19 protein-coding genes, 1 rRNA gene and 1 pseudogene (1 of these 21 cut by a window edge) are annotated in these 20495 nt (G+C 49.0%); 16 read left to right on the forward strand and 5 right to left on the reverse strand.

Going from position 1 to position 20495, the window contains the following annotated elements:
• Window positions 1-16 precede the first annotated feature (16 nt).
• Entirely contained in the window at window positions 17-172 is a 156-nt protein-coding gene (locus tag ACOMHB_RS01670; protein WP_448215234.1) for a hypothetical protein, read from the forward strand.
• A pseudogene (locus tag ACOMHB_RS01675) lies at window positions 169-330 on the forward strand (DarT ssDNA thymidine ADP-ribosyltransferase family protein); the annotation flags it as partial. The gene ACOMHB_RS01670 and the pseudogene ACOMHB_RS01675, both read left to right, overlap by 4 nt.
• Window positions 331-341: 11 nt before the next feature.
• Here the strand turns inward: ACOMHB_RS01675 and ACOMHB_RS01680 are convergent.
• Window positions 342-482: a type II toxin-antitoxin system VapB family antitoxin gene (locus ACOMHB_RS01680; RefSeq protein WP_448215235.1), complete on the reverse strand. Its 141-nt coding sequence runs from the start codon at window positions 480-482 to the stop codon at window positions 342-344.
• Between the two features lie 90 nt (window positions 483-572).
• Window positions 573-782 carry a hypothetical protein gene (locus ACOMHB_RS01685; RefSeq protein ID WP_448215236.1) on the reverse strand — a complete coding sequence of 70 codons (210 nt, stop codon included), beginning with the start codon at window positions 780-782 and terminating at the stop codon, window positions 573-575.
• 44 nt (window positions 783-826) lie between these two features.
• Between ACOMHB_RS01685 and ACOMHB_RS01690 the strand changes: the two genes are divergently transcribed.
• A complete protein-coding gene (locus tag ACOMHB_RS01690) occupies window positions 827-1105 on the forward strand; it encodes a type II toxin-antitoxin system RelE/ParE family toxin (RefSeq protein WP_448215237.1) in 279 nt (92 codons plus the stop codon).
• Window positions 1105-1395: a HigA family addiction module antitoxin gene (locus ACOMHB_RS01695; protein WP_448215238.1), complete on the forward strand. Its 291-nt coding sequence runs from the start codon at window positions 1105-1107 to the stop codon at window positions 1393-1395. Before ACOMHB_RS01690 ends, ACOMHB_RS01695 begins: the two co-directional genes overlap by 1 nt.
• 116 nt (window positions 1396-1511) lie before the next feature.
• Here the strand turns inward: ACOMHB_RS01695 and ACOMHB_RS01700 are convergent, their stop codons facing one another.
• A complete protein-coding gene (locus ACOMHB_RS01700) occupies window positions 1512-3527 on the reverse strand; it encodes an EAL domain-containing response regulator (protein WP_448215239.1) in 2016 nt (671 codons plus the stop codon).
• Window positions 3528-3695: 168 nt separating this feature from the next.
• On the opposite strand from ACOMHB_RS01700, the gene gmk reads away from it, so the two are divergent.
• The gene (gene gmk, locus ACOMHB_RS01705; protein ID WP_422136272.1) at window positions 3696-4313 is read left to right on the forward strand and encodes a guanylate kinase; all 618 of its coding nucleotides are present in this window, start codon (window positions 3696-3698) and stop codon (window positions 4311-4313) included.
• 59 nt (window positions 4314-4372) lie between these two features.
• Here gmk and ACOMHB_RS01710 read toward each other — a convergent pair whose 3' ends face one another.
• Window positions 4373-6169 (reverse strand): aminopeptidase P family protein, encoded by a 1797-nt coding sequence (locus tag ACOMHB_RS01710; protein WP_448215240.1) that lies wholly within the window; start codon window positions 6167-6169, stop codon window positions 4373-4375.
• Window positions 6170-6628: 459 nt separating this feature from the next.
• On the opposite strand from ACOMHB_RS01710, the gene rpoZ reads away from it, so the two are divergent.
• The 3 genes from rpoZ (at window position 6629) to ACOMHB_RS01725 (ending at window position 9554) form a co-directional block, all read left to right on the forward strand.
• The gene (rpoZ, locus tag ACOMHB_RS01715) at window positions 6629-6880 is read left to right on the forward strand and encodes a DNA-directed RNA polymerase subunit omega (RefSeq protein ID WP_252177852.1); all 252 of its coding nucleotides are present in this window, start codon (window positions 6629-6631) and stop codon (window positions 6878-6880) included.
• A 63-nt stretch (window positions 6881-6943) separates the two neighbouring features.
• Entirely contained in the window at window positions 6944-9073 is a 2130-nt protein-coding gene (gene spoT, locus ACOMHB_RS01720) for a bifunctional GTP diphosphokinase/guanosine-3',5'-bis pyrophosphate 3'-pyrophosphohydrolase (protein ID WP_448218591.1), read from the forward strand.
• Between the two features lie 94 nt (window positions 9074-9167).
• Window positions 9168-9554: a RidA family protein gene (locus tag ACOMHB_RS01725; protein WP_317144337.1), complete on the forward strand. Its 387-nt coding sequence runs from the start codon at window positions 9168-9170 to the stop codon at window positions 9552-9554.
• Window positions 9555-9801: 247 nt separating this feature from the next.
• Here ACOMHB_RS01725 and ACOMHB_RS01730 read toward each other — a convergent pair whose 3' ends face one another.
• On the reverse strand, window positions 9802-10665 hold the full coding sequence (locus ACOMHB_RS01730) for an SDR family oxidoreductase (protein ID WP_448215241.1): 864 nt from the start codon (window positions 10663-10665) through the stop codon (window positions 9802-9804).
• 209 nt (window positions 10666-10874) lie between these two features.
• Between ACOMHB_RS01730 and ACOMHB_RS01735 the strand changes: the two genes are divergently transcribed.
• The 8 genes from ACOMHB_RS01735 to ACOMHB_RS01770 form a co-directional block, all read left to right on the forward strand.
• Window positions 10875-11789, forward strand: a complete 915-nt coding sequence (locus ACOMHB_RS01735; RefSeq protein ID WP_448215242.1) for a hydrogen peroxide-inducible genes activator — start codon at window positions 10875-10877, stop codon at window positions 11787-11789.
• A 31-nt stretch (window positions 11790-11820) separates the two neighbouring features.
• The gene (gene recG, locus ACOMHB_RS01740) at window positions 11821-13905 is read left to right on the forward strand and encodes an ATP-dependent DNA helicase RecG (protein ID WP_448215243.1); all 2085 of its coding nucleotides are present in this window, start codon (window positions 11821-11823) and stop codon (window positions 13903-13905) included.
• A 163-nt stretch (window positions 13906-14068) separates the two neighbouring features.
• Window positions 14069-15184 carry a hypothetical protein gene (locus tag ACOMHB_RS01745; protein WP_448215244.1) on the forward strand — a complete coding sequence of 372 codons (1116 nt, stop codon included), beginning with the start codon at window positions 14069-14071 and terminating at the stop codon, window positions 15182-15184.
• Window positions 15185-15756: 572 nt separating this feature from the next.
• Window positions 15757-16575 (forward strand): HPr family phosphocarrier protein, encoded by an 819-nt coding sequence (locus ACOMHB_RS01750; protein ID WP_448215245.1) that lies wholly within the window; start codon window positions 15757-15759, stop codon window positions 16573-16575.
• A gap of 322 nt (window positions 16576-16897) precedes the next feature.
• Window positions 16898-17383, forward strand: coding sequence for a glutathione peroxidase (locus ACOMHB_RS01755; RefSeq protein ID WP_422136280.1), 486 nt, complete (start codon window positions 16898-16900; stop codon window positions 17381-17383).
• A 105-nt stretch (window positions 17384-17488) separates the two neighbouring features.
• Window positions 17489-17947 (forward strand): RDD family protein, encoded by a 459-nt coding sequence (locus ACOMHB_RS01760; protein ID WP_422136281.1) that lies wholly within the window; start codon window positions 17489-17491, stop codon window positions 17945-17947.
• A 372-nt stretch (window positions 17948-18319) separates the two neighbouring features.
• Entirely contained in the window at window positions 18320-19846 is a 1527-nt protein-coding gene (locus tag ACOMHB_RS01765) for a SulP family inorganic anion transporter (protein ID WP_422473277.1), read from the forward strand.
• 633 nt (window positions 19847-20479) lie between these two features.
• Window positions 20480-20495 (forward strand): 16S ribosomal RNA (locus ACOMHB_RS01770) (it continues 1540 nt past the right edge of the window).

Genomic DNA, 20495 nt, shown 5'->3' on the forward strand with positions numbered 1-20495 from the left:
GAACCTGAAGCTGTCAATGGTTAAAGGCTTTGACAAACTGAACCCGGAAAAAGCCCTGATCTGGCGTATTGTCCAACGCCATAACCTGCCTTGGATTCTGGATAATGGGCTGCACAGCGGCAATAGTGGGTTTCATTCACCACAATGGATCTCTATTGGCAACCCGGAATGACGGACAGATGTACCCGCTACGAAGTGCCTATCGCACCAGGTGGGGTTCTGAATGACTATGTACCGTTTTATTTCACTGCTCGTTCAGTCATGATGATGAATATCGTCACTGGGCGCGGCGTTAAACAACGTCAGCGGGAGGAGATAATTATTCTGGTGTCCAGTATGCATCAACTGCAAGGTAAGGGTTTACCGTTTGTTTTTACCAGTAGTTTCAAGCCTTGCTCCACCACTTCTTTTTTGGTTTCCAGTCCAGTAGCGTTCAATGCCTGTGCCATTAAGTCATCATCAATTACTATGTTCGAGCGCATGATTCACCAATGTGTATATTATTTGTATATTTACACATATTAGTGACGATAGAGTATTACAGCAAACACCTTGGCCTGAACCTCTCCTCCTTACAGGAATGCCCAACCTCTTTTTGTATACAGCTTATCCACAGTATGCCAGGCGTTGAAATCCTCTGTATAACCCAGCTGGAAACTCTGGCTCGGCGCAACGGCGGCAACATCCTTTGCTACTCTGTTCCAGTGTTTGAGGCAGATGCCCTTAGGCTGCTGTTCGATGGCAGCCCCAAGCGCCTGCTCATTGGTTTGGCTGACCATCATTATCTCTCAATTGGCACTGGAATCTTTGAGGTTACACTTTGGCTATGATAATCAGTTTTCTGTATAAGGGGTTGGAGCGGTTCTATCGTACCGGTAAAACCTCGGGAATACAGGCACAACATGCCAAAAAACTGGGGCGGATTCTCTTCTTGTTAAACCGGGCCACAACCCCATCCGACATGGATCTACCAGGGTTTCGGCTCCACCCTCAGAAAGGCGAGCGGCAGGGTGTCTGGTCAGTCACCGTTAGCGTTAACTGGCGCGTTACTTTCCGACTCACTGAATCAGGCATTGAAATTGTAAACTATGAGGATTACCACTGATGGGCATGCACAACCCACCGCACCCCGGTGAAATACTGGGAGAAGAAATTCTCAAGTCTTTGGGTGTCAGCATCACCAAAGCCGCAAAGCTGTTGAACGTCAGCCACAAAACCCTATCCAAGGTGGTTAATGGTCGAGGAGCCATCACCTCAGATATGGCGCTCCGGCTGGAAAAGGTATTTCATAACCCCTCTGCCTGGGTCTGGCTGGCGATGCAAAACGACTACGACCTGTGGCACCTGAAGCAGAAAGAGCTGGACGTTACCCCCTACCAGCCGGATGCTGCCTGATGCCCTGAGGCTACCTTGATTTTGCCAGTTACGGCGCTATTGATCAGGGTGGCTTTGAACTCTTTCAGACCAATTTGCTGCCGCCGCAGTAGGACAGTCTTAAGTCCGACAGGCTGCTAGCTGCCGAAGTCGTAGGTCATGGATTCAAGAGGCGGTTGCAGATAATGACCCTGCATATAATCAACACCCAGCTGCCAGATGCTGGTCAGTGTCTGGGCATTTTCTACCCCGGGCATGATAATGACTTTATTGAGGCTCTTGAGATTTTTCGTGGCTTTCCTGAGATGAGCATCGTCATTACGATCAAGCTTTTCCGTGAACAGATAATCCAGTTTCACAAACACCAGATCCAGGTGTTCCATGATTCTCATGGAGCGTGACTCGCCCGAGAACTGGGTCATGGCAAACTGACAGCCAACAGGCTGCAAACGTTCCGCCAAAGACTTAACCTGATTGAGATGCTGGTGAATCAGTCTTTCGGCCATTTGCAGGATAATCATATGGCCTGGAACATCTGCAGCTTGCAGTAGGCGAGACAGACGCTCAGTAAATTCTTCGTCATCCAGACTGGCCTGACTGATGTGAATCATCAGTCGAGTATCTTCACCGTTCCTGAGCTTTCTGGACAGCAGCTTCACGGACTGACGGATAACCCATCGGTCAATAAATGGCATCAGGTCACTGTCTTCTGCGGCATTGATAAACTCGCCGGCAGGGACTTCTCTGCCCTTCTGGTCAAGAAGACGCAACAGAACTTCATAATAGCCAGGACCATCTCCGGCTACGCTGATCACAGGTTGGAACAACAAACGAAAACTGTCGTTTTCAAGAGCCTGACGAATTATGGCAACGGTATCACCATTACAGGCTTTCTGATTATCGATAGCGCTTTGGGAAAAGAATTCGAGCTTATTACCTCCGCTGCTGGCTGCCAGATGACAGGCCAGACGGGCGCGCTCCAGCATGGCTTGTCCATCACATTCCTGACCACTCTCAGCCAGGCCAATACTGGCTGTGGTGAAGAGAGTTTGCTGCCCTGCAGAGATCAGTTCATTTTCCAGAGCCTTTCTTAAAGGCTCCAGATCGGTAATATTCTTTTCATGGACATTGATCAGGTATACTTCGTCACCATAGTGTGTGGCCGTGCTCTCGGGTACATGTTCGCAGAGAAGCCGACTGATTGTTTCCTGAACCGCTATGCTGCCGTCAATGCCTATATTTTCCCGAATCGAGTCATAGTTATCGAGCCTCAGATAAGCCAGGGTTTCCGGCTCCTGTTCAGAGTTGAGCACCGGGGTAAAGTGTTTTCGCGGAATCAGAATAGAATCGTCTTCCTGATGAACGACCGTCGTTGTTGCTGATGCGAGAGCACTGGCTTTGACTATGACCTGAATGCACGGCTCGTCATCAAACACTGCATCAGATAACAGGACTGTTGCCGAAAACGTCTGGTCTTCAGCATTTATTAGCTGGCACTCAACAGCGGGCTGTTCATCGCCCGGTTTGAAATGCTTGATCAGATTTTTAAACAGAGGCTGGTCTTGGGAAGCGATCATATCAATCAGAGGCATACCCGCGAGATCATCCGGGTCTTCATAACCAAACAGTTTGATGTAAGAAGGGTTGGTATCGATGTGCATGCCTTCGTGAACATAGGCAATGGCCTGTGAAGTATTGTCCATCAACAGTTGACAACGCTGCTTAAGGTCGTTCAGCTCTTTTTGCAGCTTTTGCAATTGTTGTCGGCGTTCCTGACTCGCTTTTTCTCTGAGAATGGCGTGCAACATGAGTTCTTCGTGACAGTGATGGATGGCATCACCTGCTCCTTTCTCCAGCCAGTGCTTAATCATGTCGGGTTTATTATCATGAACAGATACAATGACTGGAATATCGAGCTTTAATCTCCTGATGCTGGACAAAACCTGCTCGGCATTGAGCATGGGCGTTTCTTCAACCGTGAGCAATAAATCCCAAAGGCCAGTGTTCAGCGCCTCTTCAAGCTCATCCAGAGTTTCCAGATGTTGTACGCGGGCCGGAAGGCCGGAGTTGCGGAAAAGTTTAACCCAACGCTCTGCCTCGTTTCTGGAAGTCTCAAGCGTCAACAGGCGTACCGGCTGTTTGTTATTATTCATGGTGGCCTCGTTGCAACCCCTGCAAAAACTTATTCTACTAAAGAAGACTTATTAGCTTCTGTTAAACTGCATTCTAATCATTCTCCGCAATGTTCAAAAGACTTAGTGTGCATCGGAAGTGTTTCATTTAAATCCCCGGCAGTCTTACTGCTGTCGTTTGGAGATATCATGGTAAACAAAGGTAAACTCTATATCATCGCAGCCCCCTCGGGAGCCGGCAAGACCAGTCTGGTCAAGGCTATGGTTCAGTCGACTCCCCATGTGAAGGTATCGGTTTCCCACACAACCCGTCCGATTCGACCCGGCGAAACAGACGGAATGAACTATCACTTCACCAGCAAGGACGTTTTTCTGGAGCTGATGAACCAGGACCGGTTCCTGGAACACGCAGAAGTCTTCGGGAATTACTATGGCACCTCTGAAGCCTGGGTACGGGAACAGCTGGATACCGGCGAAGACGTTATTCTTGAAATTGACTGGCAGGGTGCCGAGCAGGTGCGCAAGCTGATGCCAGAAGCCGTCAGCATCTTTATTCTGCCTCCTTCCAAGGAAGCGCTTCGTGAGCGTTTGATCGGTCGAGGCACCGATGACTTAGAGGTGATTGAACGTCGTATGAATCAGGCTGTGAATGAGATGTCTCACTATGCAGAGTTTGATTACCTGGTTATCAATGATGAGTTTGATCTGGCTTTGCGTGACCTGCAAACGATCATCAGGAGCCGTCGCTTGTCTATTGGCTGGATGCAGCACTACAAGTCCGGCCTGATTGAGGGTTTGTTGAACTGAACAGTAAGGAATAAAACGACAGCCATCGGGCTGCCGTTTTATTCTATAGTTGCCTCTGATCAGACTGATTCCGTGGCGTTGGTCAGCCACTTCAGATCTTCCCCTTCCAAAAGTGGAGACAGTTCACGCCTCACTCTGGCGTGATAGTTGTTCAGCCACTCAATCTCCCCATTGTTGAGCGTATCGAGCAACAGTGGACGGGTATCAATCGGTGCCAGAGTCAGGTCTGTCAGTTTGTAGAAATCGCCGAATTCGGTTTTGATATCTTCTTCAACCAGCATGATATTTTCGATCCGGATACCGTGCTTGCCATTACGATACATACCTGGCTCATTGGTAATCAGCATACCCGGCTTCAGAGCCACATCCAGGAAGTATTGGCTGACACTGTGCGGGCCTTCATGAACATTCAGGAAATATCCTACACCATGACCGGTACCGTGATTGTAATTCTGACCTTCAGCCCATGCCGGTTGCCTTGCCAGCATGTCCAGCTGGATGCCACGGGTACCTCGCAGGAAACGTGCCCGTGCCAGGTTAATATGACACCTGAGCACCAGAGTGTAGTCTTTCTTCTCCTCTTCGGTCATTTCACCGCAGGCAAAGGTGCGGGTAATGTCTGTGGTGCCATCCGGGTATTGGCCTCCCGAATCAACCAGCAGAAGCCCCTTTGGCTGAACTGTAAGGCAGGTGTCTTTTTCAGCCCGATAGTGAATGACCGCACCATTAGGCCCATATCCGGCAATGGTCGAAAAGCTTGGTCCCTTAAATTCAGGAGCCATTGCCCGAAATGCCTGAAGGTTTTCATCCAGGGTAACTTCGGTCAGGGTTCCCGTGGAAATCTGGCCTTCAAGCCAGCGCATAAAGCGCACCATGGCGACACCATCACGACGATGGCAGTCATTCATGCGTTTGATTTCAACGGGATTCTTAATCGCTTTGAGGTTTCTGGCCGGGCTGGTGGTCTCAATAACATCGACGCTGTCTGCAATAGCCTCAAACAGCGACTGAGAGGTAGTCGCGGGATCAATCAACAGTGCAACATTGTCGAGTGACAACAGACTGTCTGCAATCGCTGAATAAGCTCTCAACTCTACAGATGAGGCTTTCAGTGCTCCCAGAGCGTTTTTATCTATACGACTCTCGTCAATAAAGAGCTGTGCCGAGTTTTTGGTAATATGAGCATAAGCAAGAAAAACCGGGTTGCATTCAACGTCAGAACCACGCAGGTTGAACAGCCAGGCGGTGTCGTCCAGGGCTGTGAGCAGAACATGATCGGCTCCGGCTGCTGTCATTTCTTTCCGTACTTCAGCCAGCTTTTCTTCACGAGTTTTTCCTGCCATCTCATTGCTGTGGAGGAAAACGGACTCAGCAGGCATGGCTGGGCGGTCTTTCCAGATATCACTCAGCAGGTCAAGATCGGTTTTAAGGGAGAGGCTTTTGCCATCAAACGACCCTTTGAGATTTCTGACGAACCTGAGGCTGACAACCTTGCCATCAAAGCCAACGACCTGACCTTCTTCAAGGTTATCTGCTATCCATCTGTTGATTGGCGGCACATCAGTCTGCCCCTGTTTCATCAGTTCAATGCCGCTGCCCGCCAGTTGTTCTTCAGCCTGAAGGAAATAACGGCCATCGGTCCATAAGGCCGCCCGCTCCTGAAGTACCACAAGGGTACCTGCTGAGCCATCAAACCCGGACAGCCAGGCACGACCATTCCAGCGATCGGCCACGTATTCGCTCTGGTGTGGATCGGAGCTTGGAATAATCCACGCGTGAATGTTCTGGCTTTTCATTACTGATTGCAATGCTGCCAGCTTTTCCGGAGTCGTCAGCTGATTAACCGTGATTGTCATAAGTTTTGTTCTGATTTGTTGGTGGCAAAATAATAATGTCAGGTGACGGCGATACTATATAAATAACTGCATAACTACCTTTAAGGGAAGTCCGAAAGGTAGAAAATCTCTACTTCTTTAGCCTTTGTCATAGTCTCGTGGCTGTCCAGTAAAAAGAGCGGATGTGTCATTATAAGGATGTGCTTCGGAAAGACCTATTGATCTGACGCAATCAAATCAGTTGCCGATAAATAACCAATGACTGATGAACTGACCTTCCGTAGTATGGCTGCTGACCCGTCACGGGCTTGTTTGGACTCTGGTCGTAAAGTAAACTGTAAGGTCGGAAAACAGGCTGTTTCAGCCATGGAACAAAAGTGCTCTTTCCAGGGAGTCTGACCGAAAAGAGGCAGAACATTAACCCCGGTCGGGCGAATAGGAAAGGGCATTTCCACAGTGATCAAATTTGAGAGGTGAGCAGTGGCTCGAGTAACCGTAGAAGACTGTCTGGACAATGTTGATAATCGCTTTGAGCTGGTTATGGTCGCTTCCAAGCGTGCCCGTCAGCTGGCGATTGGTGGTAAGGACCCCAAATTGGAGTGGGAAAACGACAAGCCCACCGTTATGGCGCTACGCGAAATTGCAGAAGGTCTGGTAACCCCTTTGTCTGTTGAAGAAAAAGTGGTAGACGAAGACGAAGCAGCCATGTTTCTGGCTGGCGTTGAGGGTTAATACCTCCAGATCTCTCCCGGAGATGTTCTGGATGGCTGGATGGCTGCACAGGAGGAGCGGGCTTTGCTGACTATTGAAGAGTTTGCCGGCCGCTTGAAGTCCTACCTGAATCCCGAACAGGTGAATCTTGTTCGTAGGGCTTACTATTACGCTGAACAGGCTCACGACGGTCAGACCCGGCGTAGTGGTGAGCCTTATATTACCCACCCCCTCGAAGTAGCTGCGATTCTTGCAGACATGCACATGGACCATCATAGTCTGATGGCCGCCATGCTGCATGATGTTATCGAAGATACCGGAATTGAAAAATCTGCCATTCACGAACAGTTCGGTGAAGTGGTAGCCGATCTGGTTGACGGAGTCAGCAAACTGACGCACATGCAGTTTGAAAACAAGACTCTGGCCCAGGCCGAAAACTTCCAGAAAATGGCTCTGGCCATGGCACGGGACATCCGGGTCATTCTGGTCAAGCTGTCAGACCGACTTCACAATATGCGTACTCTGGGTGTTCTCAGACCCGACAAGCGTCGTCGGATTGCCAGAGAAACCCTCGACATTTACGTGCCGATTGCCAACCGGTTGGGTATGCACAATCTGCGGATTGAACTTGAAGATCTCGGCTTTCAAGCCATGTATCCCATGAGATCCCGAATGATACGTCAGGCAGTAAAAGAGGCTCGGGGTAATCGCAAGGATCTTGTCGGTCAGGTTCAGAGAGCCATTGCTGCCCGCCTTGAAGAAGTCGGCCTGATGGGCCGGGTGGTAGGACGGGAAAAGCACCTTTACAGTATCTATCGAAAGATGCGTAACCAGAGCAAGTCCTTTGCCGAAATCATGGACATGTTCGCATTCCGTATCATAGTTGAGAGTGCCGACTCCTGTTACCGTGCGTTAGGCATGGTTCATAATCTATACAAGCCTATTCCGGGGCGTTTCAAAGACTACATTGCTATCCCCAAGGCCAACGGCTATCAGTCACTTCATACCAGTCTTTTTGGTATGCATGGCGTTCCCATCGAGATCCAGATCCGTACCCAGGAAATGGAGGATATGGCCAATAATGGCATTGCTGCTCATTGGCTCTATAAATCCGGAGATGAAGCGCTGTCCGGCAGTCATGCCCGTACACGTCAGTGGCTTAAAGGTGTTCTGGAACTGCAAAAGAATGCCGGTGATTCACTGGAGTTTATTGAGAACGTTAAGATCGACCTGTTCCCGGACGAAGTTTACGTCTTTACACCCAAGGGGCATATTCTTGAATTACCCAAGGGTGCCACTCCTGTTGATTTTGCCTACACCGTGCATACTGATGTGGGTAACACTTGTGTAGCCTGTCGCATTGACCGTCGTCTGGCTTCCCTGAGTCAACCATTGCAGAGTGGGCAGACGGTAGAAGTGGTCACAGCGCCCGGTGCAAGACCTAATGTCGCCTGGTTGAATTTTGTTGTGACCGGAAAAGCCCGATCCAATATACGTCACTTCCTCAAGAATCAGCGGCGCAATGAATCCATTGCCCTTGGTCGTCGACTGTTGAACAAGGCTCTGGTCAGCTTCGAGAGTCATCTTGATGATATGGACGACCAGGTTCTGAAAGGTCAGATTGAAGCGCTGAAATTCGATACTGTGGATGACCTTCTGGAAGATATAGGCTTAGGCAACCGCATGGCATACGTCGTTGCACGTATGCTGATGGAGCCTGGCAGTGTGGAAGCAGAAAAAAACCAGATCGATACTTCTGACTCAGAGAAACCACTGTCGATCCGGGGCACGGAAGGCATGGTGATCAGCTTTGCCAGGTGCTGCTACCCGATTCCGGGTGACCCGGTTGTCGGGCACGTCAGCTCAGGCCGTGGCATCGTGATTCATACCGAAAGCTGTAAAAACATTGCTGATATTCGTCATAGCCCTGAAAAAGTACTGGAGGTGGATTGGGACAAAGATGTTTCCGGCGAATTCACAGTCGAGTTGTTGGTAGAGCTGGAGCACCACCGAGGCATGATTGCTTCTTTGGCAACCAGTGTCACTGCAGTGGAGGGCAACATCGAAAAAATCAGCATGGAAGAGCGTGATGCCAGCTTCTGCATGGTTCAGCTGGTGATCAAGGTAAGGGATCGTCTCCATCTGGCCCGAATCATTAAACGCCTTCGTGTGATCAAGGGCGTTCACTCCATTAACCGTCGCAGAGAAGCCTAGGAGCCTCGTTTATGGGCGAAAACTTCAGAGGGACTTGAAAAATACGTGTTGTCCCTTACTATTTGGCTCTTTTCTGTTTAGAAGCGAGCGCATAATGAGTAACAGACAGACCATAAACACTGAGAATGCGCCTCAGGCCATTGGGACCTATTCTCAGGCGGTTAAGGCGGGAACGACCGTTTATGTTTCCGGCCAGATTCCTCTGATTCCGGAGACCATGGAACTGGAGCAGGGAGACTTCAAGGCGCAGACCCGACGTTGCTTTGAAAATCTGAAAGCCATTGCCGAAGCTGCTGGTGGGGAACTTCAGGATGCGGCAAAAGTGGGCATTTTCCTTACCGACCTCAGCAATTTTAATGCGGTCAATGAGGTTATGGCCGAGTATTTCACTCAGCCCTACCCTGCCCGTGCTGCTATTGGCGTCAAAGAGTTACCCAAAGGTGTTCCGGTCGAGATTGATGCCATTCTGGAGTTGAGGTGATTTTTTAATAGCTATCCGGGGGGATTATACTCAGGGAATCTCTCCATCGAGTATTGAGGTATTTTTTTCTGTGCAGGCTTTTTTCGCTCGCAGTTAAAAATATCTCAGCCACAGGCGGAAGGATGTTTGTCAGATAAACCCATTTTCCTGGCTGCATGGTTGTTATATTTCTTCTTGTTCCAAGTCTGTCCTTTGAGCGCAGCGCTCTATCCGATAAGCGATTTTTTTCATATTCCTTTAACAAGAATTACTCAGAAGACATTGAGCTTAAAAGCTCTGAGTAGCCAGCTTTATAGTTTGGGAACCTGAAAGTGTAACCTGCATCAACAATTCTTTGATTGCTGCAACGTTTGCTGCCTCTCTGGGGCTGGGGAGCAGGATGGTTGTCATCCAGCGCTATATCGAGTTGATCCGCCAGCCAGTGCAGTACTTCGTATAATGGTGCGGGTTCGTGGTCAACGCCCAGGTACAGGGAGTCAACGAGAAGTTTCTGTTCATCACTTTGAATCAGGTGAGCCAGAATACCGGCGCAGTCATCACGGTGTATACGGTTGCCGTAGATGACAGGCTCTGCTTTGCAACCTTCACCGGCTCTTACCCGGTTGATCATGCGATGTCTTCCGGGACCATAAATACCGCCAAAGCGAACGGCTGTTGCAGGAAATGGACTGTTGATCAAAATGGCTTCTGCTTCCAGCATGATCTTCCCGGAATAACGACCAGGATTCGTGGGTGAGGTTTCATCCACCCACTGACCATCATTCTGGTGGTAACAGCTGGTACTGGAGGTAAAGAGCACTCGTTCTGGCCGATGGCCGTCTGCCTGAAGGCGGGAAAGAACGTTGGAAAGACCTCTTAAATAGGCTTTATGATAATTGTCTTGACCGGGTCCATCGGCAGCGGCCGCATAGACGACATAGTCAATTTTGTTGGGCCATTCGCCCAGCTGCTCCGGATTCGAGAGGTCGCCCTTTACAGGATGAATGCCCCCGGGTAAACGGTCGATGCTCCGGCGTAATCCCCAGACGAAGTAATTACCTGTGTCCAGAAGCTGCTGTGCCAACTCGCAACCGACATCACCACAACCGGCGATCAATACATTTTTATTCATAGCGGCCCCGTCATTTTTTAAAAAAAGGACACCCGTGAGTGTCCTTTATCTTCAGGGAAATGCAAGTAACCTTACTTAAATTGGACGTTTCTCTCTGTGGCTCTGGTAATACACCCTCTGCTTTTGACAGAAAGCCAAAGGAATAGTTTGAAAAAAAAACTGTTTAAATTTACAGTGTTCTGGTATTTTCCTGGCAGGCGCCTATCATTATGACTCTCACAGAATTGCGCTATATTGTGACTCTTGCTCAGGAGCAGCACTTTGGGCGTGCTGCTGCCAAATGCCATGTCAGCCAGCCTACGCTCAGTGTGGGGGTGAAAAAGCTGGAAGATGAACTCGGGCTGGCACTTTTCGAACGATCGCGAAATTCGGTACGGGTGACCCCGATGGGGGAAAAGGTGATCAGTCAGGCCCGGAAAGTTCTGGAAGAAGTGTCGGGCATCAAACAGATTGCCAAAGCCGGGCGCGATCAGTTGAGCACTCCCCTGAGGGTGGGGGCTATATACACCATCGGGCCTTATCTGTTTCCACACCTTGTGCCTCAGTTGGCACAGGTGGCGCCTAAAATGCCTCTGTATATAGAAGAAAATTTTACTGCGGTGTTGCGAAAAAAACTGAGGATGGGCGAGTTGGACGCCATTATCATCGCCTTGCCGTTTACCGAGCCTGATGTATTGACCCTGCCTTTGTATGACGATCCTTTCAGGGTTTTATTGCCAGCCGGGCATCCCTGGCTGTCGAAGCAGGATATAGATCCCGCAGAGCTGGTGAACGAAGAGTTACTGCTCCTGGGTGAAGGCCACTGTTTCCGGGATCAGGTTATGGAGGCCTGTCCGCTACTGGCTCAGAAAAACGATGCCGGTGATGATGGAAGCGGCATCGAGGCCTCTTCTCTGGAAACCATCCGCCATATGGTGGCTTCCGGAATGGGCATTAGTGTGCTGCCTGAATCGGCCCTGGTCGGTAGCCACTATGCGCCCGATGTATTGTCGTCAAAGCCTTTTCGCTCGCCATCACCCAGTCGGACAGTTGCTTTGGCCTGGCGTGCCAGTTTTCCGAGACCCAAGGCAATAGATGCATTGTCCAGTGCTCTCAGGCTATGCTCTGTAACGGAAGCGAAATGAATAAAAAGTAATAGCAGTTTATTGAGGTGATATGGTGAAGCCCCTGCATGAGATTCCTGTGACAGCGCTGAAAGGTGTTGGGGCTGCACTTGCCGACAAGCTGGCAAAAATCCATATTCACAACCTGCAGGATCTGCTTTTTCACCTGCCCCTGAGGTACGAGGATCGTACCCGCATTACACCTATTGCCGCTATTCATCCGGAAGGGGATTATGTCATTCAGGGCTCTGTTGTAGCGTCTGATGTTTTGATGGGGAAGCGCCAGAGTCTGCTTTGCCGCATCAGTGATGGCACCGGTTCTGTGGGATTGCGGTTCTATCATTTCTCCAGCGCACAGAAGAATAGCCTCAAACCCGGTACTGAGGTTCGTTGTTTTGGTCAGCCCCGAAGAGGAGCCAGCGGTCTTGAGATTTATCACCCTGAATACCGGGTCATCAAACCGGATAATGATCTGGATGTTGAGGAAACCCTGACGCCTGTCTATCCGGCAACTGAAGGGCTTAACCAGCAGAGAATTCGGAGCCTTTGTGTACAGGCGCTGGAAAAACTCGATCATCCTGATGCACTTCAGGAGTGGCTGCCTGAAAATGTCAGATGGCAGTACCAGCTTGGCGCGCTGGTGGATGCGGTGGAGTTCCTGCACTCGCCTCCCCCCGATGTTTCTGTTGAACTGCTTTCTGAAGGTTGCCATCCGGCGCAAATACGACTGGCTTTTGAAGAACTTCTGGCTCACAACCTGAGTATGCAGAAGCTGCGTAGCCTGATCCGAACAGTAAAAAGTTATGCAATGTCACCCAGGCAGACGCTAACCCGTGATTTTCGTGAGCAGCTGCCATTTTCCCTGACGGGAGCTCAGGAAAAAGTACTGGCGGAAATCAGTGAGGATATGATGAAGCCTGATCCCATGTTGAGACTGGTTCAGGGCGACGTGGGTTCGGGTAAAACAGTGGTGGCTGCCCTGGCGGCACTTCAGGCGGTCGAGAACGATTATCAGGCTGCTGTTATGGCTCCCACGGAAATACTCGCTGAGCAGCACGAAAAAAACTTTAAAGAGTGGCTGAAACCTCTGGGGGTTTCTGTCGCCTATTTGTCAGGAAAAACCAAAGGGAAGAAACGTCAGCAGGTTCTGGAAGAGATTGCCCGGGGCGATGCGGCTGTGGTTGTGGGCACTCATGCCCTCTTTCAGGAAGACGTGCAATTCAAGAAGCTGGGTCTGGCCATTATCGATGAGCAACATCGTTTTGGTGTGCATCAGAGAATGGCGCTGCGAAAAAAGGGTGAGTTAAAAGGTGGGCAACCTCATCAGCTGATTATGACCGCAACGCCTATTCCCCGAACGCTGGCTATGAGTGCCTACGCTGATCTGGATTGTTCCGTTATCGATGAATTACCTCCGGGCAGAACACCGGTTAATACGGTCGTGATTGGCGATGACCGCCGTGATCAGGTGATAGAGCGACTGCGCTCAGCCTGTTTGGAGGGGCGTCAGGCCTATTGGGTCTGCACCTTGATTGAAGAATCAGAAGTCTTGCAGTGCCAGGCAGCTGAGGTGACGGCTGAACAGTTACGTGAGGCATTGCCTGAGCTTTCTATAGGACTGGTTCATGGTCGAATGAAAGCGGCTGAAAAGCTTGAAGTGATGGATGCTTTCAAATCCGGACACATGCATCTGTTGGTGGCCACTACAGTTATCGAAGTAGGAGTAGATGTACCCAATGCCAGCCTGATGATTATTGAAAACCCGGAGCGTCTGGGTCTGGCTCAATTGCATCAGCTAAGAGGTCGTGTCGGACGGGGCAGCATAGCGAGCCACTGTCTTCTGATGTATCACGCCCCGCTTTCGCAGCAAAGTAGAGAGCGTTTGCAAGTCATGCGTGACTCGAGCGATGGTTTTGTCATTGCTGAAAAAGACCTGGAATTACGTGGACCGGGTGAAGTACTCGGTACCCGACAGACCGGGCTTGCCCAGTTCAAGGTAGCCGATCTTGAACGGGATGCCATTTTGCTGGATCAGGTCAGGGATGCAGCCCAGAGTGTCTTGAAAGAAGCACCACAAAACGCAGAGCCATTGATCCTGCGCTGGCTGGGTCATGCTGAGAAGTACGCCAATGTCTGAAGCCAAGTGAAATCGGTGCTTATCATTTATAAAAAAAATTATGGTTTCACATTCCTTTCTTTGAATTTCTCGTGTGACTAATTTGCATTCAGGCAGAGATCGACTAGTCTCAGCCAGTGGCATTGACCTCAAGAGTATGTAATTAACTGTGAGGATTCTAGTCATGAATCTGTTAAGAGTCTCCTGCCTGAGCTTGGCTCTGGCCTTTTCTGTTCCCGCCGCCCTGGCCTCTCCTTTAGCGGCTCCTCTTGATCACGAGATTCCTCCTGATGCCAAGGTTCCTCCTGACGCCAAGGTTCCTCCTGATGCCAAGGTTCCTCCTGATGCCAAGGTTCCTCCTGATGCCAAGGTTCCTCCTGATGCCAAGGTTCCTCCTGATGCCAAGGCTCCTCCGGATTCGAAGGTTACGAAAGAGTCGAGATACCAGTTTTCTTGTGGGGAGTCGAAAGGTATTTGCGGCGAGGAGTATTGTTTAAGTGATACGCCGTCACCTTTTGCACTCAAAATTGTCACACCGTTTAAAAAGATGTCTAGCACTGACAGTCACGAGTATGACTACAATTTGGCCAGTATGCTGCTGCGAGGCGATCAAGATGGTGAACTTGAACGCTTTTGCGTCGATGAGTCGCTGTTGAATAACCCCGAGGCGGGCTTCGGCATTGATCAGCTGGATGGAGAAAGCTTTTGGGGTATTATCAAACTGGAGCAACTGGCAACAGGACAGCTTTTCTACGTGCCGCTCGAAACATGGGATTTGGTCCTAACCGATAAGAGTGATGATAAGGCAGCTGTGAAGGAAGTGCGGTACAAGCTGGAGATAACAAATGCTGGACCCTATCTCCAAGATTCTTATGTCGAAACTCAGTATGGTCTTGCTGTCATGAACTGGATGCTGCTGAGTCGGCAGTTTAGCCAATACACTCAGGATTCCTTATTCTTTCGAACTGAATTGGATCATACCCTCCCTTCACTGGACCCCTATTTTTTGTCGAATGGCCCTGCGCTCGAACTTAATTTGACCTCCGACAATCGTTATGGGGTGGGTGTTGTCTACAATGCCGAGATTGTTGGTTTACTTGCTTTGCCTAATGGGGATGTAGTGGAGGATCTGAGATTAGAATCAAAAGCGATCCGCTTTCCCAGGTACGGGTTTAATAACTTCAGGATGAACAAGCGTGATCCTAGAGGCGTCAGTTTCGTTCCCTCTCCTGGTTCTCAATTAAAGGGGCGCTCAGGTCACTTTAAGGTGGTAGATCTTACGTTGATGCCGAAAAGGTGAAACAGTTTGTATGAATCGGGCTTGTGACGATTTCTGATGAGTAGCATGGCTATAAATGGGGAGACTCCCGTTTTGTGAGCTGGATTCAAGATCTCGTTTCTGATGATCGTTACTTTGCCCCTGCCTACCCAACGGCTGATGGCAATTGGCTGATGATTGAAAATTCAGGGCAGCCTCAGTGCCGGGAGATATCATGATCAAATGGTTTTTTCCGGCGCTGGTTGTCTTTTTGGCATTACAGGACTTCTGCACCGGACAAAAAGATTGTCATTGTGAAAATTGTTGCTGAAAATACCGGCATTGCTTTGGGTCTATTATTATTCGCTGTCTGATCCACTTCATCTCAATCTTTCTCCTGTTTTTGATTTTTTCTGGGTTGCAGTGGTGATGCCATTTTACTGGATCGGGTCAGGGAAGCGCCGGAGTGTATTGAAAGAAGCACCACAAATGCAGAGTCATTGATCCTGCGCTGCTGGATAATGCTGAAAGATACGCTGATGTCTGAAGCCTGGTCGTCACTGGTGATGGAGTTCAGCTAATATTCCAGACTCTGCCGTAACGATCTGGCTCATATGTTAACACTGAACTTGTCCAATATTTTCCTGAATCAGTCTGCTGAAAATAAGCTGGAGGTAATAGAGCTAGTCGGCCAGAAAATGGTTGAGGCCGGATATACCACTGAAGCTTACACGGTTGGTTTAAAAATGCGTGAAGCCATTTCCTCCACGTTCCTTGGAAATGGTATTGCTGTCCCCCATGGTACGCCGAACACTCGTGATGCTGTCATCAAAACCGGCGTGGTCATTCTCCAGTTTCCTCGCGGCGTTGACTGGGGTGACGGTGAAAAGGTCTTCATGGCTGTTGGCATAGCAGCCTGCTCCAATGAACATCTGCAGATTTTGAGAGGGCTGACACGAATGCTCGGTAACGACGAGCTATGCAGCACTCTGGCAAAAACAGAAAAACCCCAGGACGTTATTGATGCTATTAATTCTCCGCCCAGAGTGCCTGAGCTGATTTCTGAAGAACGGGTTCGTAGACGTGTTGATTCTAACTCTCCATTTGCATTGAAAGCTATGGCGTCAAGAGGGAGTGTCTGGCCTGCACCGGAAAAGGAAGTGCTTAGCCGGGCGTTCACTATTTTTAATCCGAATGGAATGCATGCCCGTCCTGGTAAGGTCTTTGTATCCACTATCAAGCCTTTTGAGTGCCGGATAGACGTAAGAAACCCTGATAAAAGTGGCGCATTTATTAACGGCAAAAGCCTGATGAAACTATTGAGTCTCGGGATTACCAGAGGCACCACCATAGAAGTCAAAGCCTCTGGTCCGGATGCTCAGGAAGCCATGGATGCACTGGAGCAGGCGATCAACGAAGGGCTGGCAGAATAATCGTGACCGTGGGCGCCTTGTATTTTTCAAAAAAACAAAAATTAACTTGCAAAAGGGCAGGTTAGGTATAGAATGAGAATCATTCTCATTGACAAGAAGAAAGGAGTCGCCTATCGAAACTAGACTTTTTGACCTGATTAACTGGTAAACAGCTACCAGTGACTCGCATATCCTCATCGTTTTGGCGGCTCGTCCCAAGCCGCCTTTTTTTATTCCCGTTCCGTGACTCTATCTGATACTAAAGCCCTGCTAATTTTATTTTTTTCATCCAATTTGGAAAAAATGAGGTATAACCTTCCTAAACCAGATAAGGATAGACTTAATGGATGTTCTGAGATACGAAATGCCACTGTTAAACGGAGATATTCAGTCTCTGGCTGAATATAAAGGCAAGGTAGTGTTGATTGTTAATACTGCAAGTCAGTGTGGTTTTACTCCTCAGTTCAAAGGATTGGAAGAACTGCACAAGAAGTATCAAGGGCAGGGGCTGGTGGTGTTGGGTTTTCCCTGTAACCAGTTTGGCAAACAGGAGCCCGGTGACAGTAGTGAAATCGGTGCTTTTTGTGAAAAAAATTATGGCGTCACATTTCCTGTCTTTGAAAAAGTAGAAGTGAATGGCGACGGTGCTGCTAATCTCTACAAGGATCTGAAGCAAGTAGCGCCCGGTTTAATGGGGACTAAAAATATTAAGTGGAACTTCACCAAGTTTCTTTTGAATCGTCAGGGTGAAGTGGTTGCGCGATATGCACCCACAACCAAGCCTCAGGAACTGGAGTCATCCATTAAAGATCTGCTTTCACAGGGTTGAGATAGCATTCGGAAGGTTCCGCAGTCCTTCCGGCAGACTAAGAATTTGACTGGGTTTGCCGACTCTACCGCTAATGACAGATGACTGTAAACCAGGAGACTGATAATGTCTGAGCTCGATTTAAATCCTCAAAGATCAGACAACTTTGAATATGCTGGATTTCTCGACCGATTCTGGGCAACGTTGATCGATACACTGGTTCTGATCATCATTACTCTACCGCTTGCCATGATGATTGACGGTAACCAGATGACAATGAAAGATTCAAAGCAGCTCCTGGATCCGGTCGATATCATGATCAACTGGTTATTTCCGGCGATGGCGGTTGTCTTGTTCTGGCATTACAAGAGCGCTACACCGGGCAAAATGCTTATTACCATGAAAGTCGTTGATGAAAAGACCGGCCTTGCTCCAAGCCTGTCTCAGTCTATCATTCGCTACCTGGCTTACTTTATCTCAATTTTACCCCTGTTTTTGGGTTTTTTCTGGATCGTAGTGGATAAAAAAAGGCAAGGATGGCATGACAAAATTGCCGGCACTGTTGTCATAAAATTCAGGAAATAAACCATTGCATTCAGAAAGCCTGTAGCTGATGCTTCTGAGCGAGTTAAGAGAATGAACGACAGGATTCTGATTCTATCATTGACAACAATCGAACGGGTCAGGAACCGTCATTTTCAAGACTATCTGGTCGTTGTCTTCTGCCAGTCTCTTCTTTAGAATTCACGTAATGTTTCTCCCTGAAAATTAACTCTTTGCCTCTGTTTATCAAACAGAGCAGTGTTCCTTTTATTGGGCATAGAGCTATTTAAAACGGTTTTCTATCCGACAAACCCATTTCGGCTCGTATAATTAAAAACTAATCTTTCGCCACCCACCTGCCTGTTTGAATCGGAGGCAATGTTGTTCGATCTTAAAGCTAGTAAGGTAGCTACCATGAAAAATGACCTGTTGTCAGGTCTGACGGTAGCACTGGCATTGGTGCCCGAAGCGGTAGCTTTTGCATTTGTTGCGGGTGTTGAACCACTAGTGGGTCTCTACGCTGCGTTTATGGTAGGTCTTATCACAGCTGCAATCGGTGGTCGTCCGGGCATGATTTCTGGTGCTACTGGTGCACTGGCTGTGGTTATGGTCAGTCTGGTGGCCGACCACGGTGTTCAGTATCTCTTTGCAACCGTTGTACTGATGGGGATTATTCAGGTTCTGGCAGGGGCGTTGAAGCTGGGTAAATTTATTCGCATGGTGCCCCACCCGGTGATGCTGGGCTTTGTTAACGGCCTGGCGATCGTTATTTTCCTGGCTCAGCTGGGTCAATTTGGTGTAGAGGGTGCGACAGGCTGGTTGTCTGGAACCTTCATGGAAGGCAGTGTTATCGATATAGCCTGGATGCAGGGAAGTGAGCTCGGCATGATGCTGGGACTGGTGGCTTTGACCATGGCCATTATTCACTTTTTGCCTAAACTGACGACGGCGATTCCTTCTTCTCTGGCAGCCATTCTTGTGGTTTCGCTGCTGGTCATTGGCCTTGATCTTGATACCCGAACCGTAGGTGATGTAGCAGGCATTGCCGGTGGATTACCTGAATTCAGTATTCCCATGGTGCCATTGAGCATGGAGACTTTTCTGATTATTCTGCCCTACTCTCTGATCCTGGCGGCCATTGGTTTGATTGAATCTCTCTTAACCCTGCGTATGGTGGACGAGATTACTGAAACTCATGGCAGCTCGAACCGTGAATGCATGGGTCAGGGCGCAGCCAATATTGTGACCGGCTTTTTTGGCGGTATGGGCGGCTGTGCCATGATTGGCCAGAGTATGATCAATGTTAACTCCGGGGGGCGTGGACGCTTGTCGGGTATTTCTGCAGCGTTGTTCCTGCTGGCATTCATACTGGTGGCTTCCTCTCTGATTGAGCGAATCCCTGTTGCAGCCCTGATCGGTGTCATGTTCATTGTAGTGATTGGCACGTTTGAATGGAGTAGCTTTCGCATCATGCGCAAGGTGCCCGGCGGCGATGCCTTTGTTCTGGTGCTGGTATCGGTCGTGACGGTTCTGACCGATTTGGCTGTCGCAGTCATTATCGGTGTCATTGTTTCTGCCCTGATCTTCGCCTGGGAACACGCCAAGCACATTCGGATTGAGAAGAAAGAAGACCGTGAAGGCTCCAGTGTTTACAAAGTGCATGGACCTTTGTTCTTTGGCTCCACCACTCACTTTCTGGAACAGTTCTCACCAAAAGTCGACAACAATGATGTAGTGATCGATTTTGCCGATTCCCGAGTGTGCGATCACTCCGGACTGGAAGCCATTGATACCCTCGCAGAGCGTTATACCAAGGCAGGCAGAACTCTGCACCTGCTGCACCTGAGTCAGGATTGTCAGAAACTTCTGAAGAAAGCAGGCAACATGGTAGAAGTGAATGTCATTGAAGATCCAAAGTATTTTGTGGCCACCAATGCGTGATTGTTAAGCTGGTTTTTGATTCATCCTGAGAAAGTCGGCCCAGTTGCCGGTTTCTTACCTCTGGCAGAAGGGTAAAATAGCTGCGGCAAAAATAATCTTCTTAAGCATTAAGGGATAATACGTGAGTGCTTTGTCGCATGTTGAACCCCACATAAAATTCTGTATAGTTCGCCTCCTCGAACGGAGCAGGTCGCCACAGCAGCAGAACTGAATCGCCTGATAAAAAGTCAGGTTGACAACATCGGCTGACACGGTAGAATGCGCCGCCGCTGAGCAGGAAAAACAACACTGATTAATCATAAGTGTTTGTCAGTTTAGCGGGTTGGAAAGCCGCTTTGACTTCTTGGCAAAGACAAGGCTTGACAACAAAAACGGTCGCGGTAAGATAGCGGCCTCGCTGAACAGCGCTGACCGCTGAATCAGCCGGTTAAAACCTTCTTGTTTTAATCCAGTTCTTTAACAAATTATCAGACAATTCGTGTGGGCGCTTGTGCGAATAGCATCGGTCAACAGAGCTTTGCTCTGAAATGATTTAAATGCTGATCAAGCAAGCGAACATACCTGTAATTCATGTACGTTTAATTGCAAATGATTGAGCAGCGGACTGTTTTCGGACAGGAAGCAAAACGATTTAAACTGAAGAGTTTGA

It is taken from the genome of Endozoicomonas sp. 2B-B (genome assembly GCF_053470045.1).

Excerpts from the sequence above, each read along its gene's own strand:
- ACOMHB_RS01750 (WP_448215245.1), top strand. The coding sequence starts at position 15,757 with ATGTTAACACTGAACTTGTCCAATATTTTCCTGAATCAGTCTGCTGAA.
- ACOMHB_RS01725 (WP_317144337.1), top strand. The coding sequence starts at position 9,168 with ATGAGTAACAGACAGACCATAAACACTGAGAATGCGCCTCAGGCCATT.
- recG (WP_448215243.1), top strand. The coding sequence starts at position 11,821 with ATGGTGAAGCCCCTGCATGAGATTCCTGTGACAGCGCTGAAAGGTGTT.
- ACOMHB_RS01755 (WP_422136280.1), top strand. The coding sequence starts at position 16,898 with ATGGATGTTCTGAGATACGAAATGCCACTGTTAAACGGAGATATTCAG.
- ACOMHB_RS01735 (WP_448215242.1), top strand. The coding sequence starts at position 10,875 with ATGACTCTCACAGAATTGCGCTATATTGTGACTCTTGCTCAGGAGCAG.
- gmk (WP_422136272.1), top strand. The coding sequence starts at position 3,696 with ATGGTAAACAAAGGTAAACTCTATATCATCGCAGCCCCCTCGGGAGCC.
- ACOMHB_RS01745 (WP_448215244.1), top strand. The coding sequence starts at position 14,069 with ATGAATCTGTTAAGAGTCTCCTGCCTGAGCTTGGCTCTGGCCTTTTCT.
- ACOMHB_RS01700 (WP_448215239.1), bottom strand. The coding sequence starts at position 3,527 with ATGAATAATAACAAACAGCCGGTACGCCTGTTGACGCTTGAGACTTCC.
- ACOMHB_RS01730 (WP_448215241.1), bottom strand. The coding sequence starts at position 10,665 with ATGAATAAAAATGTATTGATCGCCGGTTGTGGTGATGTCGGTTGCGAG.
- ACOMHB_RS01760 (WP_422136281.1), top strand. The coding sequence starts at position 17,489 with ATGTCTGAGCTCGATTTAAATCCTCAAAGATCAGACAACTTTGAATAT.
- ACOMHB_RS01695 (WP_448215238.1), top strand. The coding sequence starts at position 1,105 with ATGGGCATGCACAACCCACCGCACCCCGGTGAAATACTGGGAGAAGAA.
- ACOMHB_RS01680 (WP_448215235.1), bottom strand. The coding sequence starts at position 482 with ATGCGCTCGAACATAGTAATTGATGATGACTTAATGGCACAGGCATTG.
- ACOMHB_RS01670 (WP_448215234.1), top strand. The coding sequence starts at position 17 with ATGGTTAAAGGCTTTGACAAACTGAACCCGGAAAAAGCCCTGATCTGG.
- ACOMHB_RS01710 (WP_448215240.1), bottom strand. The coding sequence starts at position 6,169 with ATGACAATCACGGTTAATCAGCTGACGACTCCGGAAAAGCTGGCAGCA.
- ACOMHB_RS01765 (WP_422473277.1), top strand. The coding sequence starts at position 18,320 with ATGAAAAATGACCTGTTGTCAGGTCTGACGGTAGCACTGGCATTGGTG.
- ACOMHB_RS01690 (WP_448215237.1), top strand. The coding sequence starts at position 827 with ATGATAATCAGTTTTCTGTATAAGGGGTTGGAGCGGTTCTATCGTACC.
- ACOMHB_RS01685 (WP_448215236.1), bottom strand. The coding sequence starts at position 782 with ATGATGGTCAGCCAAACCAATGAGCAGGCGCTTGGGGCTGCCATCGAA.